General features: G+C 29.4%; 20 protein-coding genes and 1 tRNA gene. 7 read left to right on the forward strand and 14 right to left on the reverse strand.

The window, feature by feature from the left end; translation table 11 throughout:
- Positions 1-27: 27 nt before the first annotated feature.
- The 3 genes from G507_RS0112310 to G507_RS0112320 form a co-directional block, all read right to left on the reverse strand.
- Complete coding sequence (locus tag G507_RS0112310) at positions 28-900, reverse strand: carboxypeptidase-like regulatory domain-containing protein (protein ID WP_026717765.1); 873 nt, start codon at positions 898-900, stop codon at positions 28-30.
- Between the two features lie 7 nt (positions 901-907).
- Complete coding sequence (locus G507_RS0112315; protein ID WP_026717766.1) at positions 908-2395, reverse strand: GH3 auxin-responsive promoter family protein; 1488 nt, start codon at positions 2393-2395, stop codon at positions 908-910.
- A gap of 166 nt (positions 2396-2561) precedes the next feature.
- On the reverse strand, positions 2562-3428 hold the full coding sequence (locus G507_RS0112320) for a murein hydrolase activator EnvC family protein (protein WP_026717767.1): 867 nt from the start codon (positions 3426-3428) through the stop codon (positions 2562-2564).
- Between the two features lie 129 nt (positions 3429-3557).
- Between G507_RS0112320 and G507_RS0112325 the strand changes: the two genes are divergently transcribed.
- Positions 3558-3761 carry a twin-arginine translocase TatA/TatE family subunit gene (locus G507_RS0112325; protein WP_026717768.1) on the forward strand — a complete coding sequence of 68 codons (204 nt, stop codon included), beginning with the start codon at positions 3558-3560 and terminating at the stop codon, positions 3759-3761.
- Between the two features lie 76 nt (positions 3762-3837).
- Here the strand turns inward: G507_RS0112325 and G507_RS0112330 are convergent, their stop codons facing one another.
- From G507_RS0112330 to rpiB, 7 genes are all read right to left on the reverse strand, one after another.
- Positions 3838-5961 carry a Tex family protein gene (locus tag G507_RS0112330; protein WP_026717769.1) on the reverse strand — a complete coding sequence of 708 codons (2124 nt, stop codon included), beginning with the start codon at positions 5959-5961 and terminating at the stop codon, positions 3838-3840.
- 78 nt (positions 5962-6039) lie between these two features.
- On the reverse strand, positions 6040-6858 hold the full coding sequence (locus tag G507_RS0112335) for an NAD(P)H-hydrate dehydratase (RefSeq protein ID WP_026717770.1): 819 nt from the start codon (positions 6856-6858) through the stop codon (positions 6040-6042).
- A 29-nt stretch (positions 6859-6887) separates the two neighbouring features.
- On the reverse strand, positions 6888-8030 hold the full coding sequence (locus G507_RS0112340; protein WP_026717771.1) for an ATP-binding protein: 1143 nt from the start codon (positions 8028-8030) through the stop codon (positions 6888-6890).
- A 197-nt stretch (positions 8031-8227) separates the two neighbouring features.
- A complete protein-coding gene (locus G507_RS0112345; RefSeq protein ID WP_415776869.1) occupies positions 8228-8779 on the reverse strand; it encodes a M15 family metallopeptidase in 552 nt (183 codons plus the stop codon).
- A 163-nt stretch (positions 8780-8942) separates the two neighbouring features.
- Positions 8943-9995, reverse strand: coding sequence for a hypothetical protein (locus tag G507_RS0112350; protein ID WP_026717773.1), 1053 nt, complete (start codon positions 9993-9995; stop codon positions 8943-8945).
- Between the two features lie 50 nt (positions 9996-10045).
- Entirely contained in the window at positions 10046-10948 is a 903-nt protein-coding gene (locus tag G507_RS0112355) for a cation diffusion facilitator family transporter (protein WP_026717774.1), read from the reverse strand.
- A gap of 120 nt (positions 10949-11068) precedes the next feature.
- Complete coding sequence (gene rpiB / locus G507_RS0112360; RefSeq protein ID WP_026717775.1) at positions 11069-11500, reverse strand: ribose 5-phosphate isomerase B; 432 nt, start codon at positions 11498-11500, stop codon at positions 11069-11071.
- A 727-nt stretch (positions 11501-12227) separates the two neighbouring features.
- Here rpiB and rnr point away from each other — a divergent pair.
- The 5 genes from rnr (at position 12228) to G507_RS0112385 (ending at position 17574) form a co-directional block, all read left to right on the forward strand.
- Positions 12228-14405: a ribonuclease R gene (rnr, locus tag G507_RS0112365; RefSeq protein WP_026717776.1), complete on the forward strand. Its 2178-nt coding sequence runs from the start codon at positions 12228-12230 to the stop codon at positions 14403-14405.
- Between the two features lie 402 nt (positions 14406-14807).
- A complete protein-coding gene (locus tag G507_RS0112370) occupies positions 14808-15473 on the forward strand; it encodes a head GIN domain-containing protein (protein ID WP_026717777.1) in 666 nt (221 codons plus the stop codon).
- 46 nt (positions 15474-15519) lie between these two features.
- Entirely contained in the window at positions 15520-16089 is a 570-nt protein-coding gene (locus G507_RS0112375) for a hypothetical protein (protein ID WP_026717778.1), read from the forward strand.
- A gap of 123 nt (positions 16090-16212) precedes the next feature.
- Positions 16213-16911 carry a LysE family translocator gene (locus G507_RS0112380; protein ID WP_026717779.1) on the forward strand — a complete coding sequence of 233 codons (699 nt, stop codon included), beginning with the start codon at positions 16213-16215 and terminating at the stop codon, positions 16909-16911.
- 9 nt (positions 16912-16920) lie between these two features.
- Positions 16921-17574: a GldM family protein gene (locus G507_RS0112385; protein WP_026717780.1), complete on the forward strand. Its 654-nt coding sequence runs from the start codon at positions 16921-16923 to the stop codon at positions 17572-17574.
- Between the two features lie 30 nt (positions 17575-17604).
- Here the strand turns inward: G507_RS0112385 and G507_RS0112390 are convergent.
- A tRNA-Cys gene (locus G507_RS0112390) sits at positions 17605-17675 on the reverse strand.
- Between the two features lie 130 nt (positions 17676-17805).
- Between G507_RS0112390 and G507_RS0112400 the strand changes: the two genes are divergently transcribed.
- Positions 17806-19728, forward strand: a complete 1923-nt coding sequence (locus G507_RS0112400; RefSeq protein WP_026717781.1) for an LTA synthase family protein — start codon at positions 17806-17808, stop codon at positions 19726-19728.
- On the opposite strand, the gene folB is transcribed toward G507_RS0112400, so the two are convergent.
- The 3 genes from folB to G507_RS0112415 all read right to left on the reverse strand — a co-directional run.
- A complete protein-coding gene (gene folB, locus G507_RS0112405; protein ID WP_026717782.1) occupies positions 19725-20084 on the reverse strand; it encodes a dihydroneopterin aldolase in 360 nt (119 codons plus the stop codon). The two genes, G507_RS0112400 and folB, sit on opposite strands and share 4 nt — an antisense overlap.
- Position 20085: 1 nt before the next feature.
- Positions 20086-21039 (reverse strand): PorP/SprF family type IX secretion system membrane protein, encoded by a 954-nt coding sequence (locus G507_RS0112410; RefSeq protein WP_026717783.1) that lies wholly within the window; start codon positions 21037-21039, stop codon positions 20086-20088.
- A gap of 6 nt (positions 21040-21045) precedes the next feature.
- Positions 21046-26737 (reverse strand): T9SS type B sorting domain-containing protein (locus G507_RS0112415; protein WP_026717784.1); only part of this gene is annotated, 5692 nt, incomplete at its 5' end.

Genomic DNA, 26737 nt, shown 5'->3' on the forward strand with positions numbered 1-26737 from the left:
AACCGACAAATATAAGGTTTTTAGTTTTTAATTGGTAAGTGTAAGTAGTAAACTCATATTATGATACGTTTTATATCCTTTTGGCTGAAAATTAAATAAGGATGCTTTGTTGTCTTTAATTAAATATACATTAGGTTCTGTATCGAAATATCCAACAATATGAGGTTCATAAGTAACTCCATTAAATCTGCCTTTTTTTCCTTCCGTTGTATACTTATATTCAAATTTGTTTTCTTCAATGACTAAACTTTCAAAAGCTATCATCAAACCTTCTTTTGGGAAAATTAAATTATAACTTGTTAAATCAATTATTTGTAGTTGCTTTCCTTTTTTACAAGTTATTATTATTTCGTCTTCTAAAATATCTGTTTCAATTTCTTTTGATGAGTTAATTGTAAATATTCGAAGCTTTATTTTTGAATTTTTAACTCTTGATCTTGTTGTAAATTTAATTTCTTTTATAAACTGAAATGCTTTGTTTTCGTTTTCAAAATTAAAAAACATACCCCACATATGAGATGTTCCTCCATTTCCATATGATGTTCTTTCTTTTTTTAATACACCTAAAGTTAATTCTTGTGTGTTTAATTTTCCAATAACAACTACTTCATTTAACTCATAAACTTTAGGAGAAATATTTATGATTAAACTATTACTTTTTAAAACTGTCTTTGAATTATATCCTAAATTTGATATTTGAATATATTGTAATGAGTCTTTCTTTGGTAATTCAAATACTCCGTTTTCATCAGTATTTACCCCAATTCTTGAGTTTTCATATATAACCGCTGCATAAGCAATTGGTTTACCCGAAATACTATCCAAAACAACTCCTTTTACTTGGGCTGAAAGCGAAAATGTGGTTAGTAATAGTAAAAATAACAGTCTTTGTTCTTTCATCTTTTTTCTATTCTCTACTTAATTTATCTGCAATTTCTCTATTATCACTCAATCTTGGCAGTTTGTTTTGACCTCCAAGTTTTCCTATGGATTTCATATAGTCTTGGAAACCGTTTTTTGTGACTTTAAAAATTACCAATGTTCTCAAAACTTTACCAACAATTAAATCATCATAATAGGCATTTTGTTTTCGCATTGCCTTGTCGATTTTTAACGCAAATTCATCTAAATTATTGGGTTCGTTTTCAAATTCTATGAACCATTCATGATAAGGTAATCCTGAAGTTGGATTTATTTGTGGTGCAACCGTGAATTCATTTACTCGAACTTCTGTGTTTTCTATGGCTTCTTGCAAAGCACTTTCGACTTCTTTTGCAATTACGTGTTCTCCAAAAGCTGAAATAAAATGTTTAATTCTTCCTGAAACTATAATTCTATAAGGTTTTAAACTTGTAAATTGAACTGTGTCGCCAATATTGTATGCCCAAAGTCCAGCGTTTGTGGAAATTATTAATACATAGTTGACTCCTAATTCAACTTCTCCGATTGTGTACCTTTTTGCATTTTCGTTATGAAATTCGTTTGCTTTTATGAATTCGTAGAAAATGCCTGAATTCAATAACAAAAGCATTCCTTTTTCTTTTTGTGAATCTTGGTAAGCAAAAAACCCTTCTGAAGCTGGAAACAATTCTATTGAATCTACTTTACGACCAATTAAGTTTTCGAATTTTGCTCTATAAGGTTCATAATTTACACCACCATAAATGAATAAATGGAAGTTTTTAAAGATTTCACCAACTGGTTTATTTGCCTTTTCTTTTAGTTTTTCAAAATACATTTGCACCCAAGATGGAATTCCAGAAATGACTGCCATGTCTTCATTTATGGTTTCATTTACGATGGCATTGACTTTAGTTTCCCAATCTTCTATGCAATTGGTTTCCCAACTTGGCATTCTGTTTTTTTGTAAATAAGCTGGAACGAAATGAGCTACAATTCCTGATAAACGTCCTAGTTTTATGCCGTTTTTGTCTTCTAAAGTTGGACTTCCTTGTAAGAAAATCATTTTTCCGTCTACAAAATCAGCTTTTCCTGTTTCGTGAATGTAGCTTAAAATTGCATTTCGGGCCGCTTGAATATGAAAAGGCATTGATTCTTTTGTCAATGGAATATATTTAGCTCCAGAAGTTGTGCCTGATGTTTTTGCGAAATATAATGGTTTTCCTTTCCAAAGAATGTTTGGTTCTCCTTTTACAACTTTCTCGACATAGGTTTTTAAACCTTCGTAATCTCTTACTGGAACATTGTTTGTGAAATCTGAATGTGATTTTATTTGGGAGAAATTATGGTCTTTTCCGAATTCGGTTTCTGATGCTTGTTGCATTAAAGCTGAAAAAACTTTTTGTTGGGTTTCAATTGGATTTGAAGCCCATTTTTGAGTTTGTGAATGTATGCTTTTGGCAAATATTTTTGCTGCGAAACTTTTTATACTCATAGTTTGTGAATTAGCCCAGACAGGAATGAAAAGCTTTTTTGTGAAAAAATGTAGTTTTTGTAGTTGTAAAAAAGCGACCAAAGGAAGCTCTTTTTATGACTTACAAAAACACGTTTTTTGCAAAAAACTTGTAATGGATGGCTGGAAATAGCTTCTAAAAACATTTCTAAAAATTAATAAATTGCGTTGGGTTTATAGGAAAACCTTCTTTCCAAAGTTCGAAGTAAAAATTACCACTGTTGTTTTGAAATTCGTTACTTCCTGCTTGACCGATAACTTCTCCAGTACGCACATTGTCTCGAACAGATTTTGTTAAAAAAGATATGTTTTTATAGACTGAAATAAGTTCGTCTTTGTGTTTAATAATAACTACATAACCTGTAGTTGGTGTCCAATCGGCAAACAAAATTGTTCCAGAAGCAACCGCTTTTATTGGTGTATCTTTGGCTATTGCAATTTCGATTCCATAGTTTTTAGCAGCTGGATTATAGTTTTTAATTATTTTTCCGTTTGTTGGTGGAAATAATACAAAATTAACTTTTGCTTTTGCAGTATCAAATACGTTGTATTTATCTTCTTTGGCTACTTGATCTCTTAATTCTTGTTCTTCTTTGGTGGTTTTTACATCAAAATCTTCTGGCTTAACAATGTTATTGTTTTGCAGAGAATCCTTGTTCAATTTTGCATATTCTAGTTCACCAATCAACACTTTTTTTATTGATGCAATGTATTTGTTGTTTAATTCTACATTGCTTTGTAATGAATCGGACTTAATAGCTAAAACTATTGCATCTTGTTTTAATTTAGTTGAAGCATATCCTGGAATATACTCCCGAAGAGGTGTAAATGCAATTATATAGGTTGTTATCGATATTAAAAAAATAGCTGAAAGTGTCACTCCAACAAAGACGTTCATTAAGTTTAATTTTAATGAAAAGGTTTCTTCAAACGTGTCTTCGTTAAGGATTACAAGTCTTCGTTTGTTGAATAATTTATTTTTTAATAATTGTCTTTTGATTCTTTTTTTGGACATTTTTTAACCGTTTGTTTTACAAATATAAGAATTATGCTTTGTTAAGAGATTAGCTTATCGATAATTATTCGTTAAAAAAGTAGCATTTGTTATTTTCTTTTTATCTTTGCAGTATTAAATTTTAAAAAAATGAATACATTATCTATATTTTTAGGTGTAATTGGTGCTCCACAAATAATCTTAGTTGTGGTTATCATTTTATTGCTTTTCGGTGGTAAAAAAATTCCTGAATTAATGAAAGGTCTTGGTGGTGGTGTTAAAGAGTTTAAAAACGCCATGAAAGAAGAAGAAAATAAAGATTCTAAAAAAGACGAAACGATTACTAAAGAGTAATTACTTTTTAAAAATCTAAAAAAATAAAATCCCAAATTCCAATTTTTATGAGTTGGAGTTTGGGATTTTTTGTGTTTTATAATATCATCGTTAATTGAATCCTTTTCCTAGCTTCATCAACCTCAACCACTTTTACTTGGACGTGTTGGTGTAATTTTACAACTTCGTTAACATCAGACACAAAACCTTCTTTTAGTTGGGAAATATGAACCAAACCACTTTCTTTGATTCCGACATCTACGAAACAACCGAAAGCTGTTATGTTGTTAACAATTCCTGGTAAAATCATTCCTGTTCGTAAATCTTTTATGGTCTTTACGTTAGGGTCAAATTCGAAAACTTTGGCCGATTTTCTTGGATCTAAACCTGGTTTTTCTAATTCTTTTACAATGTCTTTTAAACCTAAAATTCCGATTTCGTCTGTGATGTAGTTCTCTAATTTTATTTGGCTGATTTTTTCTTTATTTCCGATTAAATCTTCAACTGAAATTTTTAAATCTTTTGCCATTTTTTCGACAATTTTATAAGCTTCTGGATGAACGGCTGAATTATCTAACGGATTTTTTCCGTCTTTAATTCGGATAAAAGCTGCTGCTTGTTGGTATGCTTTTTCTCCTAATCTTGGTACTTTTTTGATTTGTTTTCTATCTTCAAAAGGACCGTTTTCTGAACGATAAGCGACAATATTTTCTGCCATTTTTTCTCCAATTCCAGAAACGTAACTTAATAACGATTTACTTGCTGTGTTTATGTTTATTCCAACTGAATTCACACATCTAACAACAGTATTATCTAATTCTTCTTTTAGCTTAGTTTGATCTACATCATGTTGGTATTGTCCAACTCCAATAGATTTTGCATCAATTTTTACCAATTCCGCTAAAGGATCAGAAAGTCTTCTTCCTATGGAAACAGAACCTCGAACGGTTACATCATACGTTGGAAATTCTTCACGAGCAATTTTACTTGCTGAATAAACTGATGCACCAGCTTCAGAAACTACAAATACTTGAACGGGTTTATCAAACGCGATTTTTTTTATGAAAAATTCGGTTTCACGACTAGCTGTTCCGTTTCCGATTGAAATGGCTTCAATATTATAAGCATTTACCATGGAACGGATTTTTTTCATAGCCATTCCTGATTCGTTTTGTGGTGCGTGTGGATAAATGGTTTCGTTGTATAATAAATCTCCTTTTTCGTCTAAACAAACAATTTTACAACCACTTCTAAATCCTGGATCAATCGCTAAAATTCGCTTTTCTCCTAAAGGTGGCGCTAATAATAATTGCCCTAAGTTTCCTGCGAAAACATCTATGGCTTTTTCATCTGCTTTTGCTTTTGCTTCTTGTAAAGTTTCGTTTGAAATTGCTGGTTCTAATAAACGTTTGTAACTATCTTTTATAGCAATTTTGACTTGTTCTGTAGATTCGTTTCTTCCTTTTAAAGTGTTTTCTTCTATGAAATCAATTGCTTCATCATTATCAACCTCAACTTTTAGTTTGATGAAACCTTCATTAACGGCACGAAGCATGGCTAATAATCTATGTGACGGTGCTTTTGAAATCGGCTCTGACCAATCAAAATATTGTTTAAATTTTTGTGCGTCTTCTTCTTCAGCTTTCTTTTTAACCACTTTTGTGGTTACGGTTGCTTTTCTTTGAAACAAACGACGAAGATTTTTTCTGACAAATACATTTTCGTTAATCCATTCGGCAATAATATCTCTTGCTCCTTGCAAAGCATCATCTTCGTTTACAACATTATCTGTAATATATTTTGAGGCTTCAAAGTCAATTTCGTCATTGTTTTGAGCCATTATTATTTTTGCCAAAGGTTCTAATCCGTTTTCACGAGCTACATCTGCTTTGGTTTTTTTCTTCTTTTTATAAGGCAAATACAGATCTTCAATTTCTTGTAAATCGAAACTATTTTGAATTTTTGATTTTAGTTCCGGTAAAAGTTGTCCTTGTTCGTCAATCGTTTTTAAAATCGAATCTTTTCGTTTTACAATTTCATCATATTGTTTGGAAAGTTTGGCAATATTTTCGATTTGAACCTCATCTAAATTTCCGGTTGTATCTTTTCGGTAACGCGAAATAAAGGGTATTGTACAATCTTCTGAAAGTAATTGTAAAGTTGCTTGTATGTTTTTATCAGTCGTGTTGACAACTGTTTTTATGAATTGAATTTGGTTCATTTTGGTATTTAATTTCTAAGGTGCAATTTATGCAAATTACTTCACTTTGCTAAAAATTGTGTTGAATTTATATGAAGTTTATTCTTGTATTTTTTGAAAAGCGTGACCTATATTTTCAATCACATCTGTTATTAACATACTTTCTTCACTTTGTGATTCTAAGGTAATGTCAGCAGATAAACCATGAAGATAAACTCCTAAAATGCTTGCTTCTAAACATGTATAATTCTGGGCTAAAAATGCTGTTATCATTCCAGTTAAAGCATCACCAGAACCACCTTTTGCTAGGCCTGAATTTCCTGTTGTGTTTTCAAAAGATTCTGTTCCGTTTGTAATAAATGTTTTGTGACCTTTTAGAACTATAATACAATTATATTCTTTTGCTTTGGTTGTTGCTGTGCTTCTTCTTTCTTCTTCAGAATCATGATTTCCAAATAATCTGTCAAACTCTTTTGGATGTGGTGTTAAAACTGAATTTTTTGGCAACTGACTAAACCAATCTTGATTATTTGCTAAAATATTTAAAGCATCTGCATCAATAACTAAAGCTTTTGCTTTTAGAAAAACTGCATAAACTAACTTTTGAGCTGCTTCATTTTGTTCTAAACCTGGTCCGATTCCAATACCATCAAACAATGATAAATCTATGAGGTTATCTCTAAAAGAAAGCATTGCTTCTGGTAAAAAAGTATTTAGAGTGTTTTTTTCTTCTTCAGGAATTGAAACGGTTAGTAAACCTGTTCCTGAACGCAAACAAGCTTTTGAAGCTATCAAAGCTGCTCCCATTTTATTTTTACTTCCTGCAATTAATAAAGCGTGACCATAATTACCTTTGTGAGAGTTTTCATTTCTAATTTTGTAAATGCTTTTGAGTAAGGCTTTGTTAATTGTTTGCATGGTCAGTGAAGTTAAAACTTTATAAATTTTTATAGTATAAATTCTAAATAATTCTGTTTGTTAATTACTTCAAAAGTTGCTTCTGTGTAGGCTTTTGCATAAGCAGTTGGAATTTTTGATTTTCTTCTTTCATTCCATTTGAATTCAAATCCATTCAAGTTTCCATTTTGCTCTTCTAACCAATCTAATTCCTGTTGATCATAAGTTCTCCAAAAATAATTTGATACTGATTTTTGTGTATAATTTTGGTGTTTTATCCTTTCAGAAGCTAAATAATTTTCCCATAAAGCACCTATATCTGTTCTGTTTTCTAGTAAGGTAAAATTATTTATAATTCCGTTTCTAATTCCGTTATCATAAAAATACCAACGATTGGATTTTGTAATTTCCTTTCGCAAATTTCTACTAAATCCTGTTATTTTATAAATAACAAAAACTTTTGATAACAAATCTAAATAACTTTCTACTGTATTTTTTGAAATTCCTAGTTGCCTTGCTAATTCTTGTAACGAAACTTCTTGACCAACTTGAAATGCAATTAACTTTAACAAATCTACAATTTTATCGGCTTGTTTAATGCCTTCAAAAATTAAAATATCTTTTAGTAAATATGAATTTATTATTTCTTTTATGTAATTAATTTTATCATTCCATTCTGGATATTGTTCTAATTCTGGATAGCTTCCAAAAAGTAATCTTTCTTGCAATTTGCTATTTGTTTCTTTATAGTTTTCGTGCTTAGCAAACTCCATTTGTGCCAATGGAAATAAGTAAATTGTGTTTTTTCTACCCACTAAAGGCTCTCCTAATTTATTAGATAAATCAAAAACTGATGAACCTGTTGCAATGACTTTTATACCTTCAATTGAATCTACAATTAATTTTAAAATCAAACCTATTTCTGGAATATTTTGTGCTTCGTCAATGACTAATAATTTTGTATTTGTTAAAAGCCTTTTATAATTTGCAACGGATCGTACTTTTAATAAACTAGCATCTTCAACATCTTCTCCATTTAATTGTAAATAATCTTCTTTTGGAATTTTTTCGATATATTTCTTTATTAATTCAGTTTTTCCTACACGTCTTGCTCCTAATAATAACAAGACTTTATTAGGTAAAACTTTAGTTTCGAATTGCTTTAAAACAGCTCTTTGTATTACATTTTCCATATAAATTTGAATTAAGACCAATACAAATATAGTAAAAAAATATAAATTCCGTCAGTTGATTGACTGAATTTAGCTAAATTCCGTCAGTTGATTGACTGAATTAATGTAAATTGAGTCAATTGAAACATTAAAATAGCATTAAAGGTTTTATATACAAAACCATTTAAACTTCTAAACCCATAACCTTCTAACCTAATTTATTCACATTTCCATTTAAAATTAGAGACAGTTGAATATCTTTCTGGACGAAATTCATAATGCCACCATTCATTATAAATGGATTTGAAATTATATTTAGCTAAAGTTTCTTTGAGTAATTTTCGGTTTTGTAAAACTTCTTTAGAATGTTTTGTATACGTATGGTGTGCTTCTGGACCAAAAAAATCAAATTTTGTTCCCATATCTAATTCATTTCCAAATAAATCTACTAAAGTCAAATCGACGGCTGCACCACGATTGTGTTTTGATCCTTTTTTTGGATTGGCTACATAATTAGTTCCTGGTAGAATTTTCCACATCTTTTTTTGGACATCTAATGGTCGATAACAATCATATAATTTTATACGGAAACCCTTTTTTATCAATTCTTGATTGGCTTTCACCAATGCTTTTGCAGTGCTAATTCTTAAAAAACATTCGGGACAATCATATACTTTTTGATGTAAAAAATTGTCTGTTGTTGCATATTTTAAGTCTAAAACGAAGTCTGTACTTAAGGTTTGAATGTTGACGAATGAAGTGTCTTTAATAGTTTCAGAATTGTTTTCTCTTAGTTCTTTTACTTCTGGTAACACTATAAGAGTATCTTTTATATTTTCTATGCTTGGTAAAACTATTTCATCGTTTTCCTTTACTTCTTTTTTACAAGAAATAATTCCTAAAATACAAAGTATGAATAGTGCTTTTCTCAAATTAATTATTGTCTTCTACCTTATAGTTTCTTATCATAAAATTTAATGCTGTTTGAACAATTTCTCCCATTGAATTGGCTCTTTTGAAATCCATATCAAGAGTTACTTCATAAATTTCTTCTTGTAATTGCTGAATATGTTCAATTGGTGCAAGCTTTGTTGATTTCATGGCTTCAATTAATCGTCTTAATCTTGCTTTGGTATCAATTAACCTTTTTACAATAATAGAACGTTCTTCTATTTGATATTGTGTAATTGATTTAGGATTCAGTTTATTTTGAACTAATTCTGAAAATTTAAAATTCTCTTTAAATAAATGTGGTTTGTAAAGTTTAAAACTTCCTTCATAACTTTGTTGATCAAAATCGATGGCTCTAATTCTAAAAATTCGTTGGTCAAAATCATAAATCGGAATAACCACAAAATTATAGGAACGCATATCACCTAAAAGGCCAATCATACAACGCTCATTGAATTTTACAAACTCTTTTGCTATTTGGGTCTTTTCATTTTCATTGCAATTTTTTAAGTTTTCTTCTAAAAAAACATCTCCTGGAATTCCAACAATGTGTTCTTCAATAAGTGTGTCTTCATACACTAGAAAATTAATACTATTTGGTGAAATAATATGTTCAATTTCTAAACCAAAAATCCTTGAAGCATCAGCTTTTTTGATGTAAAAGTGGGTATAATTATCATTTAAAATATTTCTAATCTTTACTCTAAAAGGTTTTGAATTTCCAAAGGTGCAAAAGTCAATATAATCGACATTTAAATACTCTATACTTCCTTCATCTCCATCGGAATGTAATAATGTATATATTTTTTTTAGACTTCTATCTAATTCTTCTTTTTCATATTCATTATAATAAACTCTAACCCATAAAGTGTCTTTATCTTCTTTATCAAAAACAGCGATGCTTCCTTGAAAACGTAGTAAATCGTCATAAAAAACTTTGGTTTTGGTTAACCTTTTGTATTTTTCAAGATAACTTTTTAAATTGGCGTTTATTGGATAATATTGTTTCTTTAACTGTGGTTTTTCTCCGCTCATTGTCTCATTTAATTGTAAAGAAATGTAGCTTTTTTATTTGAATAATAAAATTAATCCTGTACAATTATTTCTTTTGGGTCTTCTTTTTGAAATTCAGGTTGGATATTGACATGATTAATATGAAATTTTTCAAACAATACTTTCTCTATTTGATGTAACATATAATTGAATTCACTCAATTTTATGTCTTCTGAACAATCTAAATGGGCTTCTAAGTGTAATTCTTCTTCATTCAAATGCCAAACATGAACGTGATGCAATAATTTTACACCTTTTATTTCATTTATAGTTCTAACTATTTCTTTTACATCAATATCTTCTGGTGTAAAAAGCATTAGCATTTTAGTAGCTTTCAACAGTAAATCAAATCCAACTACAATTAAATATAAAGCAATTATCAAAGTTAAAACACTATCAATCCAATAGATTTGATAAAAATACATTAACAAACCTCCTACCAAAACTGCAACAGATGCTAACATATCTGTTAATAAATGCAAGTAAGCCGATTTCATATTTAGGTTATGATCTGCGTCTTTTTTTAGTAATAAAACCGAAAATCCATTAACTAAAATTCCAAGTGCAGCTAACCAAATAACTATTGTCGGTTGAATATCATGTGGATGAAAAAAACGAGAAATTGCTTCGTAAATCAAGTAAATTGCAACTACAATTAAAGATAAAGCATTTACAAAAGCTGCAATTAATTCAGCCCGTTTTAATCCAAAAGTTTGTTCATAAGAAGCTTCTCTTCTAGATAATTTATGAGCTACATAACTAATAATTAAAGAAATAACATCAGTAAAATTGTGAAGGGCATCAGAAATTAAAGCTAAACTTCCAGAAATAATTCCTCCAACAACTTGAGCAATTGTAATAACTATATTTAGTAAAATTGAAAATAATAGGTTCTTTCCTTGTACTTGATGTTTATGAATATGGTTGTGACTCATTATTGAAGATTTTCGGATTTTCGGACATTAGATGTTCAGAAAAAGTAAGATAGTACTAAACGTTATTTTTAAAAATAACATCTGAAAATCTTTAATCTGAAAATCCGAACATCTAAATTATTATTTACAAGCTATTTTATTGACTCTATTTGCATGTCTTCCACCTTCAAATTTTGTGTTTAAAAAAGTGTGAACCATATCAACAGCTTGTTGAATTGAAGTATATCTTGCAGGAATACTAATTACATTAGCATCATTATGTTGACGAGCTAATTCAGCAATTTCTTTCATCCAACATAAAGCAGCACGAACATCTTGATGCTTATTTGCCGTCATTGCAATTCCATTTCCAGAACCACAAATTACGATTCCAAAATCAGCATTTTTTATTTGAACATCATAAGCAACGCCGTGACCAAAATCTGGATAATCAACACTGTCAAAGGTATCCGTTCCATGGTTGATTATAGTGTGTCCTTTTTCTTCTAAATACTTTACAATTGCTTGTTTATAATCTGGACCAGCATGGTCGTTTCCTATTGATATTTTCATTTAATGTGTTTTTTAGTGTGTATGTTTGATACAAAGTTAGTTAAAGCAAATTTATAAATTAAATAGAACAAGCCTTTTCTTATAAAATAGTTTAATTTACTGATTTACAGTTTATTAAAATTATCAAAAAAAGCATTGTTAATAGAATTTTACAACTACTTGATAATCAGTTAATGTTAATTTAACATCTATTGTTAATAAATTAAGATAGTTTTTTAGAAGTTTTTTAGCATTGTATTGATATTTTTTCTAATCCAAAACCACATTTTAAAATCCTACTAAAGTTTCGATTATTTTCAGAAAATTTATCAGCACAAAAAAGACAGTTATGAACATAAATTTTAAAAAAACTTATCAAGGAAAATTGTTGTTTTTGCGTTGTTAACAACTGTTAATAAAAACTAAAAATAAGTTCAAATTTAGGACTTTACAATTTCATAACATTGTTAATTACTGTGTATAAATTATACAAACTAAATATCCAATGTCTTTTTCCAAATTTTATAGTAACTATTAACAAGCTATCATAACCACCAAAAATTTAAATTTAATTAAAAATATTTTTGTTGTTTTTAATATATGTTGAAAACTTCTGAATTTTAAAATTAAACTTTGATTTTCAAAGAGTATTAAAATTTAAAAATGTTATCATTATAATAAATCTTAATACTTAATTCTGTAATCTTAATACTAATTCGTACTTTTAAACTTTATTAAGAAAAAGAATATGACAAAGAAGATTAAAAAGTATGGCAGTAAAGAAAAAGATTTTACGGCTCAAATTTTAAAAATTATAGCAAAAGATGCTAACAAAACTTTTAACTACAAGCAAATTGCTGCTGCGTTAAATTTAGATGATACCAAAAGTAGAAACGAAATTATAAAAGATTTAAATCGTTTAAAACAAAAAGGAAAGATCGAAGAACCAGAAAAAGGTAAATTCAAAATAATTGCAAAATCTGAATATTACGAAGGAATTGTCGATATGACAACCAGAAAATCAGGATATTTTGTTTGTGATGAATTAGAAGAAGATGTATACATTCCTTTCCAAAATTTAAATCACGCTTTAGATAAAGATAAAGTAAAAGTTTATGTTTATAACCGAAGAAGTTCAAGAAAACCAGAAGCTGAAGTTTTAGAAATTTTAGAAAGAGATAAAGTAGATTTTGTTGGAGTTATTGATATTCAGAAAAACTTTGCTTTTGTAACAACTGCAAACAACAAAATGTACACAGATATTTTTATTCCAAAAGATAAAATTGGTGAAGCAGAAAATGGAGATGTAGTTTTAGTAACTATGGAAGATTGGCCTAAGAAAGCTGATTCTCCTTTTGGTAGAGTTACCAAAGTTTTAGGAAAACCTGGTGAACACAATACCGAAATTCATGCTATTTTAGCTGAATATGGTTTGCCTTATGATTTTCCAGTTGAAGTTGAAGTTTATGCAAAAAATATTGATACTTCTATTTCACAAGATGAGATTGATAAAAGAAGAGATATGCGAAAAACGCTAACTTTTACTATTGATCCTAAAGATGCTAAAGATTTTGATGATGCCTTATCATTTGAAGTTTTAGAAAATGGAAATTACGAAATCGGAATTCACATTGCTGATGTTTCGCATTATTTAAAAGAAGGAACTATTTTAGATGATGAAGCTTATAACAGAGCAACTTCTGTATATTTAGTTGATAGAGTGGTTCCAATGTTACCAGAAGTTTTATCAAATTTTGCTTGTTCACTTCGTCCTCATGAAGAAAAATATACATTTTCAGCAGTTTTTCAACTGAATAATAAAGCAGAAATTGTAGATTCTTGGTTTGGAAGAACAGTAACGTATTCAGATCAAAGATTTGCTTATGAAGAAGCTCAAAGTATTATTGAAACTAAATCAGATATAATTCCTGCTGATATTTCTATTACAGGTGAATCTTATCAAGTTCCAAAACCAATAGTTGATGCAACTTTAAAATTAGATGAATTAGCCAAAATTCTTCGTAAAAAAAGAATGCAAGCTGGAGCGATTTCGTTTGATAAAGTAGAAGTAAAATTCAATTTGAATGAAGAAGCAGAACCGGTTGGAGTTTTCTTTAAAGTTTCAAAAGATGCTAATCATTTAATTGAAGAATTCATGCTTTTAGCGAATAGAAAAGTGGCTGAATTTATTGGAAAACAAAAGAAAACGTTTGTTTATAGAATTCACGATGAACCTAATGAAGATAAATTATTAAATCTTCAAACGTTGATTGGTCGTTTTGGACATAAATTAGATTTAAGAGATAAAAAGAATATTTCGAAATCGTTAAACCAGTTAATGCAAGATGTTAATGGTAAAAAAGAACAAAATTTAATTGACACTTTAGCTATTCGAACTATGAGTAAAGCTAAATATTCAACAGAGAATATTGGTCATTATGGTTTAGCATTTGATTACTACAGTCATTTTACGTCACCAATTAGACGTTATCCTGATGTTATGGTGCATAGATTACTCCAACATTATTTAGATGGTGGAAAAAGTGCTTCAGCAGAAGATTATGAAGTAAAGTGTGAACATTCAAGTTCTATGGAATATTTAGCTACACAAGCTGAAAGAGATTCTATCAAATACATGCAAGTGAAATACATGCAAGATCATAAAGATGAAGAATTTTTAGGTGTTGTTTCTGGTGCCACTGAATGGGGAATTTATGTAGAAATCATAGAAAATAAATGTGAAGGAATGTGTAGAATTCGCGAAATTAAAGACGATTATTACACGTTTGATGACAAACAATATGCATTAGTTGGTGAAGTTTCTAAAAACATCATACAATTAGGAGATGAAGTTTACGTTAAAGTTAAAAACGCAGATTTAGTTAAGAAACAACTTGATTTTACTTATTTGAGAAAAAAAGAATAAGTAGTGAATAGTGATTCGTCACTAGTTAAAAGTAAGATTTTGTTGTTCTAAATTTGTTTTAGGATTTCAAAATCTTATTTATTTTAAAAAGGGAACAGTTTTTGATTTGATTAAAAATATTTTTGTTGTAGATGAAAAATAAGTATAAATTTATTTTAATTTTTAATATAACTAGTTTATTATTAATAATTTATTCTTTGTATTTATTTCTTTTACTAAAACCAGGAGAAAGTTTTTACTATGCAGTTTTAACTATTAGTATTGTACTTTTTTTATTTTCCTTACTGTTATTATTTTTAGATTATCTCTTGAATAAATTTATAAGAGATAAATTTTTAAAAAATGGTATTGAAATAATATTTTTAATTATTATAACCTTTATCACATATAAAATTCTTTAAAATGAAAAAATTAACATTCGCATTTCTATTAATAACATCAGTAGCATTTTCACAAGTGGAAAGAACATTAGGAGATTTTACTAAAGTAACTTCTTTTGATAAATTAGAAGTTTTATTAATAAAATCAACCGAAAATAGAATCACAATTAATGGTAATGAAGCCGAAAGTGTGGAAACTATCAATAAAAATGGTGAATTAAAAATTAGGATGCCTTTTTCACAAACAATGGGTGGAGAAGATATTTCCGTGACTTTATATTACAAAAATATTGAAGCTGTTGAAGCTAATGAAGGTTCAAGAATTTCTTCTTCTGAAATTTTTAAATCTACTATTTTTGATATCATTGCTAAAGAAGGTGCTGAAATTAAAATCAATTTAGAGGTTGATAAACTTAACGTAAAAGGAACTTCTGGAGCAATTATTACAGTTTCAGGAAAGGCTAAAAACCAAGATTTATTGATAAATTCAGGTTCAATTTATAATGCAAAATCTTTGGAAACAGAACAAACTACAATCACAGTAAATGCAGGTGGAGAAGCAGATATTTACGCAACAAATTTAGTAGACGCAAAAGTAAGAGCTGGTGGAAACATTACTATTTACGGAAAACCGAGACAAATTAATCAAAAAGTTGTCGCTGGTGGTTCTATTCGTGAAGCGAAATAAGTGCTCAGTGTTCAGTAATTAGTTGGCAGTTTTATTTACGTTATAAATGAAGTACTTATTTTTAATACTATTCTTTTCAATTTCTACATTTAGTCAAGAAATTAAAAATTATTCAATTCAACTTGAATGGTTCAATCATGCAAATTTGTGTTTAGATTTTAAAGATAACAAAAGTGCTTTTAGTTCTTTTAAAAAGGCTTATGATGTTGATATTAATAGTGATTTAGGTTTTTTAGCTTATAAAAAATTAGATTCACTAAATAGAATATTAAAATCAAATCTATTAAAAGATATTTCAGGAAAATGGGAAATAGTTTCTTCAGGTTCGAATTGGGGAATTTCTCAAGGTAAAATAGGTTTAATTACTATTAAAGATTCTTATATTAATTTTGAATTCTATGATGAATCTTATTCAATTCAAAATTCAAAATTAGATTTATTAGTAGATGATTTTTTAAATTATTCATACAGTGAATTTATTTTTGATAATAATTCAATTTGGAAATTTAGTTTAAAAAATAATAAATTATATATCACTGAAATGGGAGAAAGAACAGCGTTTGGAATAAGTGATATGGTTTGTGGAAATTTTTCAATGGAATGCATAAGAAAATAGATTTTTTTAGTAAAAATTAAATTTCTTTAATTAGAAGTTAGATTTTTTGTAAATTCGTAAAAATTAGTTTTTTGATTAGTCTCTTCTACTGAACACTAATTACTGAACACTGAACACAAAAACTTGCATTTACACGATATACTTACTGCCATTCCTTGGGGACTTTTATTGGCGTTTTCAATAGGTCCAGGATTTTTTGTATTGCTAGAAACTTCTATTACCAAAGGATTTAGAGCTGCATTTACATTAGATTTAGGAATTGTTTTTGGTGATATAATTTTCATACTTATAGCCTATTTAAGTACCAATCAACTTTTAGAACAATTAAAAGATAATCCAACGTTGTTCATTGTTGGTGGTTTAATTATGTTGGCTTATGGATTGATTTCTTATATTTTATTAAAAAAGAAATTCATCAAACAACAAGATCAAGAAATTGATAATGATAACATTCAAAAGAACAATTACTTTGCTTTGTTCTTTAAAGGGTTTTTATTGAACTTCATTAACATTGGTGTTTTAGGTTTTTGGTTGATGATTATCATAACTTATGGTCCACAAATGGAAATGCAAACCGAACGAATTTCATGGTTTTTTGCAGCAATTTTATTTTTCTATTTGATGTTTGATGTCGCTAAAATTATATTAGCTAAGCAATTAAAGAATAGATTAACTCCTCAAAATATTTATAAAATAAAACGTGTCATTAGTATTGTAATTTTAGTTTTTGGAGTATTTTTTATACTTCAAGGTGTTTTTCCAAAAGAGAAAGAAAAATTAGAACAAAGATTTTTACCTAAAACTGAGATGGAATATAAATAATTTACAACTATGACTAAATTAATTGTTTCTTTAATTCTCTTATTTTCAATTAATTTAATTGCTCAAGACATTATTTCTAAACCAAAATTAAGTATAATTTCATTAGACAAAGTAAAAGTTGTTTATAGAGGAATTGATAACCCAATAACTATTGCTGTTGCAAATGCTAAAGAATATTGGGTTTCTGGCCCAGGAGTTTCAAAAACAGATGAATTAGGAAAATATTTAATTCGTCCAGGAAGTGGAAATGAATTAAAAATTATAGTGGCTATAAAATTACAAGATGATTCAATTTTTACTGAAGAGTATGTTTATAAAATAAAAGGTTTACCAATTCCAATAAGTACTTTAAATAGTCAGTTTTCAACTCAAGGATATTTAGAATTTAGTATAGATGAATTAAAAGATGCTGAAGTTGGTATAAAATTTATAGATTTCATTTATGGAAATTTTAACCCATCTATTACTCAATTTTCAATTAAAGTTCCGAGACAACCAACTATAACTATAAATGGAAATATTTTTACTGAAGAAGTTTTGCAATTACTAAAAAAAGCTAGAAAGAAAGATATTATTCTTATTAGTAATATAAAAGGAAGTTATATGGTTGGACAAGGTCTACATAGACCAATTTCTAATTTAATTTTTCAAATAAAAAAATAAAAAACCTCCAAGTTTCCTTGAAGGTTTTAGAGGCATCGCCCGGATTCGAACCGGGGTAAACGGTTTTGCAGACCGGTGCCTAGCCGCTCGGCCACAACGCCAAATTAGAAATGCAAATTTACATATATTTTGGACTAACACAAGAAAATTTAGCAAATTTTAATTTTTTAAAAAAAGTTATGCTTTTTTTTCAATTACTTTTGTGTCCTAATTTATTGATTCATAACAAAAATGAAAAAACTTAGCTATCTAAAACCTCTTTTTAATTTCTTTCTTATCGGTTTGATAATTACAACTTTAAGTAGAATAATTTTATTTTTTGTCTTTAAAGATAGAGTTACTTTAATAGAAGATTATTGGAGAATTTTTACAATTGGTCTCCGTTTTGATTTAATTATGTTGTGTTATTTATCTGTTCTACCAGCTGCTTTAATAAGTCTTTTGCCCGATTCAATTCTAAAATATCTTAATGGATTTTTTAATATATACTTTATTGTGTTTTTATTTCTGTTCTTCTTTATGGAGTTATCAACCCTAAATTTCATTCATGAATATGATACTAGACCAAATCGTTTATTTTTAGATTACTTAATTTATCCTAAAGAAGTTCTTGGAACATTAGTTAAAAGTTATTTACCTTCAATGATTGTAACTATACTTTTAGTAATTGTTGCTTTATTTTTTGCTTTTAAATTTGGAAAAAAATTATTTCATACTGTTGCTTCTTCTTATAAAATCAAGCTTATCTTATTTCCTGTTTTGGCCTTCTTTTTGTTTTTTGGAGCACGTTCAAGTTTAACAACTCTTCGTCCCATAAACGCAAGTAATGCTATATTTTCATCAGACCAAATGACAAATTCATTAGGTTTAAATTCACTTTACACGGTTGCTTTTGCTGCTTATTCTTTAAAAAATGAAGGAAATACAGATAAATATGGTAAAATGGATGAATTTGAAGCTTACAACAGGGTAAAAAAATACATGGATGTAACTGAATTTATTGATGGAGAAATTCCGTTTTTACATATTCAAAAACCAGATTCTGTAGTTGAAAAATATAATGTAGTTATCTTTTTACAAGAAAGTTTAGGAGCAGAATTTGTGGGTTGTTTAGGAGGTTTACCTTTAACACCAGAATTTGATAAGCTTTCTAAAGAAGGGCTTTTATTTACAAAACTATATAGTTCAGGAACAAGAAGTATTAGAGGAATTGAATCTGTTGTTACCGGTTTTTTACCAAATCCAGCAGAAAGTGTGGTTAAATTAAGTAATTCACAACAAGGATTTTACTCTTTAGCGGAAGCTTTTGGGAAACAAAAATATGATACAAGTTTTATCTATGGTGGTTTATCCAATTTTGATAATATGGCCTCTTTCTTTAACGGAAATGGTTTTAATACTATTATTGATGAAACTGATTTAGATGATGATGGTCAAAAACATGCTTTTAAAGGAGTTTGGGGTTATTCAGATGAAGATTTAGCTGTAAAAGCAAATGAATATTTTACTTCTTTAGGAAATAAACCTTTCTTTTCGTTAATGTTTTCAACTTCAAATCATAAACCTTATGAATTTCCAGATGGAAGAATTGAATTGTATGATAAAGAGAAAAATACAGTTAATAATGCCATGAAATATGCAGATTATTCAATTGGAAAATTCTTTGAATTAGCTAAGAAAGAAGCGTATTTTAAAAACACCATTTTTGTAGTCATTGCAGATCATAATACTAGAACTTTTGGAAAAGCTTTAGTGCCAATTCATAAATTTCATATTCCTGCTTTAATTATTGCGCCAAATATTAAAAACGGAATTACTTATGATAAAATGGCAAGTCAGATTGATATTCCATCAACGGTTTTAGCTTTATCTGGAATTACATCAAAATCGCCAATGCCTGGAAGAAATCTAATGACACTTCCTGCAAATACAAAAGGTAGAACAATAATGATGTTTAATGAAACCTACGCTTTTAAAGTTGATAATGATGTAATTATTATTAATCCAAATGCAGCACCATTACAATTTAAAGTGGAAAAAGATTCAATTTTTACACCGGTTGAATTGGATAACGAGTTTGCAAAAGATGCTTTAGCACATATTGTAGCATCTAAGAATTTGTACGAAAAGAGAAAATATAAAATGAAAGATTAATTTCTAAATTCTTCCATTTCAATAGTCACTTTAGAAACATCTCCACCAATAGGAGGATTTATTTTTGAAACAGCTATCTTTATTCTAGAAACAGCTGGAATTTCTTTAAATGTTCTTACTATAACTCTATGCGCTACATGTTCGAGTAGTTTTGAACGTATAGCCATTTCCTCAACAACAATCTTGTTTAAATGAACATAATCTACTGTATCGTTTAGATCATCGCTTAAAGATGATTTTCTAAGGTCTGATTTAACTTCTAAATCTACAACGTAATCACTACCTATTTTTCCTTCTTCCTCTAAACATCCGTGAAAAGAAAAAGTTCTAATTTTTTTTAATTTAATTGTTCCCATTTTAGTCTATTTCATTACTAGTACAAGGACAATTACTTAATCCTTGGAAAATATCATAGCCCAAAGTTACCATATGTGTTCCAGAATTAAAAGCAGAAAGTGCATTTGTTGTATATTGATACGAATAAGCAAAGTAAAAATTGTTCTTTTTTAATCCTGCCATTGGACCAATATTTAAAGGTTGAAAAAATTGATCATTTAAGAAACGATACGATATTCCTACCCAATAATAATCTTCATAATCTAAAAAACGAACTTTTACATTCACATCTGTACTAGAACGTTTATCACTTTGATAATATTGATAAAAGATTGATGGTTCGTATTCTACATCACTATTACTGTTAGACTTTATTTTATAACCTGTATAAGCAGAAAAATTTCGTAATATATTTGGTTCTTTAATTATGAATTTATCGGTGTTTTTGTTTAATAAATTAGAAACATTTGCCGCTAAATAAAAACCTTGTTGTCTATATAAAAATCCTACATCAACATTATAATTGTTTAAATCTCTATTGTTGGTTACAATGGGATCGTAAGAAAGATCAAATTGCGTTCTATCAATATAAAACTGATTCATTACAAATGACATACCAAATGATATGTACCTATTTTCGTAATAATCTAGAATTAAGTGATGCGCAAAAGATATTTTACCTCCTTTTTGAAAAGTGTTTCCGTTTTTATCGTTGTAAATAAAAGCACCAATTCCAGAACGTTGTCCTAACCGACCATCAACAGCTAAGGATTGATTATCAGGTGCATTTTTTAATCCAACCCATTGGGTTAAACCGTTTACCCTAATTTTTATGTTATCACCAATTCCAGCATAAGCAGGAGAAATAACATAAGGATTATCACCCAAATATTGTGTGTAAGTTGGTATGGTTAACTCTTGTGCAAAAGAGTTAACCATGATTAAACTAACTAAAATTTTAAAAATATTTTTCATTTTATATTATCTATAAAGAGTGAAGTTACCCGTGAATGTTCTTCCTGTTCCGTCATTTACATTTACCAAATACCAGTAATCACCAGATGGTAAATCAATGGAATCATAAGTTCCGTTCCAAGATTCTCCTAATTTTAATCGTATGATTTCTCTACCGTATCTATCGAAAATTAAACTTTCAATATTGGTATAGTTATCTACATTTTGTGGAGACCAGTAATCGTTAAATCCATTTCCATCTGGTGTAAAGAAATTTGGAATTTCTATTGGATAGAAAACGGTTGGAATTGTTACTGTTGCACTACATGGATTATCATTAGAATCATAAACAACTACTGTTTGATTACCAGTTTGACTAAAAATAAACACATTGTTTGAACCAGTATTAATTCCATTAAACACATAAGTATAAGGAGGAATTCCACCAGAAGCAACTGCTGTTATTTCATTTAAGCCTGTTTCAGTAACTATTAAAGCTACTGCATCAATTTGATCAACTGTAAAAGTTTCATTGCTGTTAAAACAACCGTTAGAATGTTCAACATATGCATTGTAGTTACCAGCAGCAACATTTGTAAACGTATTACTTATTTGGAAATTAACGCCATCAATAGAATACACTACATCATTTTGATATATAGCATCAACAGTTATAGTTACCGTATTAGTAGATTGGTTATTTAAACAATCATAAACTACAACAGCGTTTGGATCTAAATCAACTGCTGGATCTAAAGTTTGTTGAACTGAAGTCACACAACCATTAGCATCTTTTATGTAAATAGTATAAGTTGCTCCACCAGCTAAATTAAAATAATCTACAATATTAGAAGCATTTACTGCTACATAATTAGTTGTGTTATTAAAGCTTGCCATATAAGGACCAACTCCACCACTTGCAGTTACTTGTACGTATCCAGCATTATCTCCTTGACATACATCTTGTCCAAAATCAGATACAATTGCATTTAATGCTGTAGGTTGAGTAATTGTTGTTGTAAATTCAGTTTCACAACCTCTACCGTCTCTTATTTTTACTGTATATGTTCCAGCTGCTAAACTGTTAAATGTATTTGCTGTTCCAAATGTGAAAGCTGGAGAAATAGCATATTGATAAGTTCCATTTCCACCAATTCCATTTGCAGTTATACTTCCTGTTGTTGCACTATTACATAAGATATTAACTTGAGAATGTGTTTGAGTAACCGGAATCCAGTTTGTGATGTTTACTGTTACTGTTTTAACACAACCATTTGTGTGTTGAACATAAATAGTATGTGTTCCATTAGTCAAATTAGTATAAACGTTATTTGATTGGTAACTAGTCTGATTATCCAATGAATACTGTACTTGACCTACATTTGAAGCTTCTACATTTACCGTTACAATATTGTTTTGTAAGGCAGTTGTGGTTGTACAAGCATAAGTTTCAGTAGCAGTTGGTGTTAATGTAATTGGGTTTCCAGCTGGTATATAAATATTTGTTTGACAATCATTAGCATCATGCACATATATGGTATGTTCAACTGTGCTATCTAAGTTATTGAAAATTAATTGTCCTTGTACAAAACTAGTTGAAGTATCATCATCTAAACTTGTATAATATGGAGGTGTTCCACCAGTTATGGTTAATGTTGCAGTTCCATTGTTACTTCCTTCACATACTTCAAATGTATTAACTGAACTCGCTACTAAAGGAGCAGGTTCTGTCATTTGTACATTGATTGTTTCAAAACAACCATTTGTATCTTGAATTAGTACCGTATAGTTTCCAACTCCTAAACCTATGAATGTATTTGTATCAAAAAATTGATTCAATTGATTTGTAATTGCATACTTATAAGGAGGTGTTCCTCCAGTTGGGTTAAATGTTATACTTCCATTTGCTGTTCCATTACAAGTTGCAGGAGTTACAGTATAATTTGTTATGTTTAACGGGTTTAATGGTTGTGTAATTATAACTGTATTAGAAGGTTGGTCACAATCAACACTATTAACATTAACAATATATGAACCAGCACCTAATGGGCTAAAAATATTACTAGTTTGTGGACCAGTGATAATTGCCATTGTAGTACTATTTAATAAAGTATAATTATAATTTCCTAATCCACCTGTTGCATTTACCGTAATTGAAGCATTTATATCTCCGTTACATTGAATGGTAGTATTTGAAGCATTAATACTTACAGTTAATGTTGGTATTGGTGCAATTGTTACTGAATTTGTTTGTATTGCAGTACAACCATTAGCATCTGTAACATAATATTGATAAGTTCCTGGACCTACAGAGAATGTATTAGTTGAATTGAAGGTAATTCCATCTGCACTATACATATAAGGCGGTGTTCCACCTGATGCATTAACTACTAATTCAGCATCGTTATCGCAAGTTAGTGTGTTTTGAACACTTAAAGTAGCTGCAATTTGAGTTGGTTCTGTAATTGTGAATGTCAATGGACTAACAAAAGTACAATTCCAACCATCATTAATACTTATGGTATAAGTACCTACGCCTAAACCACTAAACACATTTTCAATCTGAGGTCCATAAATATCACCATCAGAGTCAGTTAAAGTGTATTGATAACTACCTTGACCTCCTGTTGCTGTAATTGTAACACTTGCGTTTGTATTGTTATAACACAATAAGTTAGTGTTTGTAACTACATAGGTTGCATCTATTGGAGTTGGAGCATTTAAGGTTATAGTTTGAGAGGTTTCACATAAGTTAATATCTCTGACGGTTACTTGATATGTTCCTGCATCTAAGCTAGTAAATATATTATTTGCTCCAAATGGTTGAATAGTTGTACTTGTAGTTGTATTTACTAATTCATATTCAAACGTTCCATTTCCACCATTTGCTTGCGCAGTTATCGTTCCTAAACCAGGAACATTACAAGTCACATCAGAAGTTTGTTGCACAACTAATGTTAATGGATTTGGTGGAGAATATATATTAATTACATTCGAGATAGTTTCACAGAAAGGAGGATCAGTTGCTATAATTTGTACATAGAAGTTTCCAGCACCTAGACCTGTTAATGTAAGTGGGTTTGTAATGGTATTGTTACTTCCAGTAGCTATAATTGTCGCTGTGTCATCAAAAATTGAGTATGTATAATTTCCTGAGTAACCAGTAACAGTTATATCAAAAGATCCGTTAGTATCCCCAAAACAATTTACCGCATTAGCATTATCGGCTACAACATTCAATACTGGTAAAGGATTAATTGTATATGGAACAGTAATAGTACTACAACCTGTTACGGTATCGGTTACTTCAAAAGTATAAGTTCCAGGAGCATTTAAAGAGAAAGTTGCAGTATTACTAGAAGTAGGTCCAACAATCGCTCCGTTAGGCAACAATTGATATGTATAATTTCCTGAACCACCAGTTACCGTAATTAAAACTTCTTCATCATTAGCACAAGTTAAAGCTGTATTTTGAGTTACTGCAATATTTGTAATAGTTGGTAAAGGATTAATAGTGATTGATTCATTAACCAAACAACCGTTAAAATCTTGAACCGTTATTGTTATAGTTTGAATAGTTCCATTATCTACAATATCAAAAGTATTAGACGTTTGATAATTTGTACCATCTATACTATATAAATAAGGAGCAGTTCCTGTTCCTAAAGCTACGTTTGCAGTTATGGTAACAACACTTACTGTGTTATTACTATTACAAGCAAAATCACCACCTGTTAGAGTTAAAGCTAAAGGATTTGGTTGAGTAACATTTATAGTTTGAGAATCAGTACAGTTTTTAGAAGAAGTCACAGTTACTGTATAGTTACCAGCAGCTAAACCTGTAAAGTTAGGACTATTTTGAGTTATAGTTGTTGTACCATCAAAAAGAGTAAAAGTATAAGGAGTATCAATATTTGTTGCGTCTAAAGTAATAGAAATACTTCCATCAGTAGCTCCATTACAGCTTACATTTTCATGTGAAGTAATAAAAGAAACAGGTGCCGGTTGTTCTAAAGATAAAGGAATGGTTATATCACATCCTAAAGTAGCATCAGTAATAATTACATTATAGTCTCCAAAACCAAGTCCAGTAAATAATCCAGTTGTGTTTGGACCGGCTACGTTAACACCAGCTATTGTTTGTAACTCAAAAGAATAATTTGTACTTCCGTTAGTTGCGGTAGCTTGAATTTCACCATCATTATCAGCACAACTAGGTTGAACTGTTACATTAGCATTTCCATTAATGATTTGATCAATAATTATAGTTTGAGCATACGAACAACCATTTGCATCAGTAATTGTTACGGTATGACTACCTGATAATAAGTCAACAATAGAAAAGTTAGTTGCATTTTCGGTGAATGGTGTTCCTCCATCGATAACATATACGTAAGGAGAAATTCCATCTACAGTTCTTATTATATTAATGGCAAAACTTCCTTCGTTTGCACAAGAATCTACTAAAGATAAAGTAATCTCAGGAGAAGGATCTAAACCTACAACAACAACATTTGAAGCTACTATACAGTTATTTGCATCTTTAACATAGACAATATATGATCCACTTTCAACATTAAAAGTATTTGTCGAAGTTCCAGTCCAAGTTCCAACTGTTGGAGCAGGATCAGTACTTAGTAAAATTTGATATTCATATGGAGCTGTTCCAAATTGACCAGTTGCAGTAACAATTCCTGCATTTAAATTACAATTATCATTTTTAACTAAAGTAGCTGTTCCAATTAATGGGTTTGTAGATTGTGTTATTGTAAAGCTTGGAGTTGCAGACGTACATCCGTTTACACTTCCTGTTCCATTTTCAGTTAATAATATATAATAGGTTCCAGGTGCTAAGACACCAAAGTTTGGAACTGATACTGGTCCACCAGGTGTCAGACTATTTCCTGTTAATCCTGTTGATATATTTGATTGAGCATAAAATATTTCATAGTCAACAGAAGTTGTTGTAGCATCATAATTATCAAACGTAAAAGAGATATTTCCATCTCCGGTTCCTGTACAAGTAACATTTTGAACTATATCTATGTTTGTAGTTAAATTTGATGGACTTGGTATTGGACCATTTGCAGTTTCAAGATAATAACAATCAGTTATTAAATCATGAACCACAAAAGTATAGGTTACTCCTGGTATTAATCCTGTAAATGTTGTAGTTTCAGGTGTTCCAACATCTGCTAATTGATATGTTGTTGTATATGGTATTGTATTAAATTCCAGTATTCCAAACTCGTATGAACCACTACTTACTAATGATGAAACTGTTATTATTGCTGTTCCTCCACTTGTACAGTCTGCTGTAGCTGTTGAAATATCTATATCTAAGTCATCTGGTGGTGATGCAATAATAATATTACTTTGTAATACAGAACAACCATTAAAATCTATAACTTCTGCAGTATAGATTCCGAAGTCTAATACAATAAAAGTATGATCTTCATTTAAAGTTGTATTGTAACTGTCTGAATAACCAAAATTACTACTCAAATAATAAGTATAAGGTTGTGTTCCTCCTGATACATTTTCAAATATAACCTCTCCAAATGAAGTTCCTCCTGGGTTGTTACAAGTAATTCCTGTTGTTGAAATATCAAAGGTAATTGCATCTGGCTGTACTAGCGTAATACTTTCGGTATCGGTACAAAGTTTAGAGTCTCTAACAATTACGGTGTAAGTTCCGGCAGCAAGTCCTGTGAATATG

This window comes from Flavobacterium gelidilacus DSM 15343, from assembly GCF_000422685.1.
In the GTDB taxonomy this organism is placed as follows: domain Bacteria; phylum Bacteroidota; class Bacteroidia; order Flavobacteriales; family Flavobacteriaceae; genus Flavobacterium; species Flavobacterium gelidilacus.

Excerpts from the sequence above, each read along its gene's own strand:
- G507_RS0112320 (WP_026717767.1), bottom strand. The coding sequence starts at position 3,428 with ATGTCCAAAAAAAGAATCAAAAGACAATTATTAAAAAATAAATTATTC.
- rpiB (WP_026717775.1), bottom strand. The coding sequence starts at position 11,500 with ATGAAAATATCAATAGGAAACGACCATGCTGGTCCAGATTATAAACAA.
- G507_RS0112310 (WP_026717765.1), bottom strand. The coding sequence starts at position 900 with ATGAAAGAACAAAGACTGTTATTTTTACTATTACTAACCACATTTTCG.
- folB (WP_026717782.1), bottom strand. The coding sequence starts at position 20,084 with ATGGGAACAATTAAATTAAAAAAAATTAGAACTTTTTCTTTTCACGGA.
- G507_RS0112355 (WP_026717774.1), bottom strand. The coding sequence starts at position 10,948 with ATGAGTCACAACCATATTCATAAACATCAAGTACAAGGAAAGAACCTA.
- G507_RS0112350 (WP_026717773.1), bottom strand. The coding sequence starts at position 9,995 with ATGAGCGGAGAAAAACCACAGTTAAAGAAACAATATTATCCAATAAAC.
- G507_RS0112400 (WP_026717781.1), top strand. The coding sequence starts at position 17,806 with ATGAAAAAACTTAGCTATCTAAAACCTCTTTTTAATTTCTTTCTTATC.
- G507_RS0112410 (WP_026717783.1), bottom strand. The coding sequence starts at position 21,039 with ATGAAAAATATTTTTAAAATTTTAGTTAGTTTAATCATGGTTAACTCT.
- G507_RS0112315 (WP_026717766.1), bottom strand. The coding sequence starts at position 2,395 with ATGAGTATAAAAAGTTTCGCAGCAAAAATATTTGCCAAAAGCATACAT.
- G507_RS0112385 (WP_026717780.1), top strand. The coding sequence starts at position 16,921 with ATGACTAAATTAATTGTTTCTTTAATTCTCTTATTTTCAATTAATTTA.
- G507_RS0112325 (WP_026717768.1), top strand. The coding sequence starts at position 3,558 with ATGAATACATTATCTATATTTTTAGGTGTAATTGGTGCTCCACAAATA.
- rnr (WP_026717776.1), top strand. The coding sequence starts at position 12,228 with ATGACAAAGAAGATTAAAAAGTATGGCAGTAAAGAAAAAGATTTTACG.
- G507_RS0112335 (WP_026717770.1), bottom strand. The coding sequence starts at position 6,858 with ATGCAAACAATTAACAAAGCCTTACTCAAAAGCATTTACAAAATTAGA.
- G507_RS0112330 (WP_026717769.1), bottom strand. The coding sequence starts at position 5,961 with ATGAACCAAATTCAATTCATAAAAACAGTTGTCAACACGACTGATAAA.
- G507_RS0112340 (WP_026717771.1), bottom strand. The coding sequence starts at position 8,030 with ATGGAAAATGTAATACAAAGAGCTGTTTTAAAGCAATTCGAAACTAAA.
- G507_RS0112375 (WP_026717778.1), top strand. The coding sequence starts at position 15,520 with ATGAAGTACTTATTTTTAATACTATTCTTTTCAATTTCTACATTTAGT.
- G507_RS0112370 (WP_026717777.1), top strand. The coding sequence starts at position 14,808 with ATGAAAAAATTAACATTCGCATTTCTATTAATAACATCAGTAGCATTT.